Here is a 538-nt window from a genome sequence, read left to right as displayed (position 1 = left end):
GTCTCCCGGTCCAGCTTTCCTTCGCGCTTCAATTCGGTGATCGCTGCACCATAGCTCGGCGCTTTGTCGGTATTGAGCGTGGCAGGCTTTTCCCAGTGCTTCAGGCCTCGCAGGGCCTTGCCCAGGAACCGCTTCGCTGCCTTGGCGCTGCGGGTCGGCGACAGGTAGAAATCGATCGTGTCGCCCCGCTTGTCGACTGCCCGGTACAGGTAGGTCCACTTGCCCCGCACCTTGACGTAGGTTTCATCCAGGCGCCAGCTCGGATCAAAGCCACGCCGCCAGAACCAGCGCAGCCGCTTCTCCATCTCCGGGGCGTAGCACTGGACCCAGCGATAGATCGTCGTATGGTCGACCGAAATGCCGCGTTCCGCCAGCATTTCCTCAAGGTCGCGATAGCTGATCGGATAGCGACAATACCAGCGCACCGCCCACAGGATCACATCACCCTGGAAATGGCGCCACTTGAAATCCGTCATCGTTCCGTCCGTCCAATCTCCGCCAAGCATGCTCAAGCTTCACGATTTTTGCAACAGAGCCC

At 60.2% G+C, this 538-nt stretch carries 1 pseudogene; it reads right to left on the bottom strand.

From position 1 onward, the window contains the following. Positions 1 to 476: pseudogene (locus tag AC1ROW_RS22245) on the bottom strand (IS6-like element IS6100 family transposase); the annotation flags it as partial. Positions 477 to 538 lie beyond the last annotated feature (62 nt).

The sequence above is a fragment of the Leifsonia sp. GW821-FHT13C09 genome (genome assembly GCF_058806435.1).
The sequence above is the reverse complement of the archived record's forward strand: the minus strand, read 5'-3'. Positions and strand labels throughout refer to the sequence as shown.